Below are 2,657 nucleotides of genomic sequence, written 5' to 3' on the forward strand. Positions count from 1 at the left end.
AACCTTCATTTTACCGGTGACATGCATGCCATTACGGCAGCTAACAATTTATTATCCGCTATGATTGACAATCATGTATATCAAGGCAATGAATTGAACATTGATGTGCGTCAAATCAGCTGGAAACGCGTTATGGATATGAATGACCGTGCTCTGCGCAACGTAGTTGTGGGGATGGGCGGCAAAGTATGCGGTTTCCCTCGTGAAGATCATTTCATGATTACCGTAGCGTCTGAAATTATGGCCGCGCTATGCTTGGCAACAAGCCTTCAGGATTTAAAAGCACGCTTTGGCCGTATCGTTATCGGCAGTACCTATGATGATCAACCGGTTTATGTACATCAGCTCGGCTGTGAAGGCGCCATGGCTATGCTCATGAAAGACGCCATTAAACCTAACTTGGTACAGACTTTGGAACATACACCGGCCATCGTTCATGGCGGCCCGTTTGCTAACATTGCTCATGGTTGTAATTCCATTTTAGCTACTAAAATGGCTCTTAAATTGGGTGATATTGTAATTACGGAAGCCGGATTCGGTGCCGATCTAGGGGCTGAAAAGTTCCTCGACATCAAATGCCCATACGGCAATTTATTCCCTCATGCCGTTGTTATCGTAGCCACTATTCGTGCGCTCAAAATGCATGGCGGTGTTAAAAAAGTGGACTTAAACGAAGAAAATGTGGAAGCTGTTAATGCCGGTTTTGTAAACCTTGCCAAACAGGTTGAAAACATCCGTGCTTTCGGTTTGCCGGTATTGGTAGCCATTAATAAATTCGCATCCGATACACCGGCCGAAATTGAGAAGTTATTACAGAAATGTGATAGCTACGGCGTAGATGTAAGCCTTAACGAATGTTGGGAAAAAGGCGGCGACGGCGGTATCGACATGGCTAAACAGATTGCCACCATGGTAGAAGGTACCGACTTCAAACCTACCACTATGTACGATAAGGAAGAAAGTATTCCGGCCAAATTGACGAAAATTGTGCAGAAAATTTACGGCGGCGACGGCGTTGAATTTACAGCCAATGCGAAAAAACAAATTAAACAGTTGGAAGATTGGGGCCTTGATAAATTACCTGTTTGTATCGCCAAAACACAATATTCTTTGAGCGATAATCCGGCTTTATTAGGTGCACCTAAAGACTTTAACATTACCGTACAAGACGTGCGTATTGCTAACGGTGCCGGCTTTATCGTTTGTCAGACCAGCAATATCATGGTTATGCCGGGCTTACCTAAGAAACCGGCGGCCCTCAATATGGATATCGATGAGGACGGCAAAATCACCGGTTTATTCTAAAATCAGCTTGCAAAAATTCATGCATACTGAACTTAATTGGGAGGAAACACATGGAATTAAAAGCTTTATCTGTAGAAGCATTTATCAATGAAACTGGTTCCGATTCGCCGGCTCCGGGCGGCGGCAGTATTGCGGCACTTAACGGTGCAGCCGGGGCCGCTTTAATCGAAATGGTAGCATCGCTTACCATCGGTAAAGAAAAATATGCTGCTGTTGAAGCCGAAATGAAAGACATCCAGGCGAAAGCACATGAAATGAAAGCTCGCTTCTTGGCATATATTGATGAAGACAGTGCAGCTTTCAATAAAATTATGGCGGCTTTCAAATTGCCTAAAGAAACGGACGAAGACAAAAAAGCTCGTTCCGCAGCTATTCAGGAAGCGACCAAAGGAGCTGCTTTGGTTCCGTATCATATCGGTGAATTGGCTAATGAATTATTGCCACTCGCTGAAGCGGTTATCGAAAAGGGCAACCAAAATGCGGTTACTGACGGTGCTGTAGCGACCATGAACGCCAGAACAGCCGTGCATAGTGCATTCTTAAACGTAAAAATTAACTTAGGCAGTATCAAAGATGAAGCGTTTGTGGCCGATTTAAATCAGAAAATGGCTGCCATCGAAGAAACTATTGATGCGAAAGAACAAAGTTTATTACAAAAAGTAAATTTATAAGCCGTGAAGAAATCACAGCCTATAGTTTTACTTGAAACTTGATGGCATGGGATTTATTGCTATTTCAAAGTGATGATAAACTTTAAAAAGTAAATGAACAGAGCGGTTTTTTAATAAACCGCTCTGTTTTTTTAGGTATTTTTAACAATGTTCGGACTAAATATGCGAAAATGTAATTTTTAATATTACTCTACAGAGTGTAAAATAAGTATTATGATAAGCACAATAATCATGTAAGATTGGTAGTATTAAAGGTGTTAGGTAACAGGATCGGTGTAGGGAGTTGAGGCTCGACTAAGAGGTCGCAGCCGTATAGTAAAACCGGTCACAGGTATTTAGGTCCATAAAGGAGTGAGTTCTCTTGTTTAAAATCGTAAGAAAAATCGTTTTACATGCTAATATGTACCAATATGATATTTTGGCACCACGTTTAGCGGAGTCGGCTTTACCGGGTCAATTTGTAATCGTAAAACACGGTGAATACGGTGAACGTGTGCCGCTCACTATTACCGATTATGATCGCGAAGAAGGTACTGTTAGTATCGTTTTCCAAACATTGGGTGACTCCACGCAAAAACTCGCCAAATTGGAAGAAGGCGACTTTTTGACAGATTTCGTAGGGCCATTAGGGAATCCGACCGACTTGGCGGAAATGTCCGACGAAGAATTAAAAGAGAAAAA

The 2,657-nt window shown here is 42.3% G+C and carries 2 protein-coding genes and 1 pseudogene; all 3 read left to right on the plus strand.

Annotated elements, in window-relative coordinates:
• On the plus strand, positions 1–1,305 hold a 1,305-nt coding region (locus tag E7204_RS08160; protein WP_295183426.1), incomplete at its 5' end, for a formate--tetrahydrofolate ligase.
• Positions 1,306–1,355: 50 nt separating this feature from the next.
• Positions 1,356–1,976, plus strand: coding sequence for a cyclodeaminase/cyclohydrolase family protein (locus tag E7204_RS08165; RefSeq protein WP_295183429.1), 621 nt, complete (start codon positions 1,356–1,358; stop codon positions 1,974–1,976).
• A 361-nt stretch (positions 1,977–2,337) separates the two neighbouring features.
• Positions 2,338–2,657: pseudogene (locus tag E7204_RS08170) on the plus strand (bifunctional dihydroorotate dehydrogenase B NAD binding subunit/NADPH-dependent glutamate synthase); the annotation flags it as partial.

Origin of the sequence: Veillonella sp., assembly GCF_015058545.1 — a bacterium.
Classification (GTDB): Bacteria; Bacillota; Negativicutes; order Veillonellales; family Veillonellaceae; genus Veillonella_A.

Coding starts and splice junctions, on each gene's coding strand:
- E7204_RS08165 (WP_295183429.1), top strand. CDS start 1,356: ATGGAATTAAAAGCTTTATCTGTAGAAGCATTTATCAATGAAACTGGT.